1 protein-coding gene is annotated in these 349 nt (G+C 32.1%); it reads right to left on the reverse strand.

Annotation, left to right across the window (positions count from 1 at the left end; translation table 11 throughout):
- On the reverse strand, positions 1 to 302 hold a 302-nt coding region (locus N477_RS26420), incomplete at its 3' end, for a hypothetical protein (RefSeq protein ID WP_211056604.1).
- Positions 303 to 349 lie beyond the last annotated feature (47 nt).

Here is a 349-nt window from a genome sequence, read left to right on the forward strand (position 1 = left end):
CCTATTTGAAATATGCTTTGACTCTTTTTGTTTATAATAAATACCTCGTCAAAACTTCTATGGTTACTTATTAAGGTAAAAACTGCCCATTCAGAAGACTCATAAACATTTATTTCATGTTCGGACTTCAACTCATGTATCTCGTAAGTAACTGAGTAGTCTACTTTAAGATCATTTTTTAATGCTAGGGCTAGAAAGTAACGATATGCTGATAAACCATACTTTTTATGAAGTCCACCCGTTGCATTTTCCACCGTTTGTACTTGAAAAATATACTCACGCCCATCGTATACTATTGACATAGATGTGTATTTTGAATTTAACACATTCAGATAACTTACATTTTCTG

It is taken from the genome of Pseudoalteromonas luteoviolacea H33-S (assembly GCF_001625695.1).
Lineage (GTDB): Bacteria > Pseudomonadota > Gammaproteobacteria > Enterobacterales > Alteromonadaceae > Pseudoalteromonas > Pseudoalteromonas luteoviolacea_B.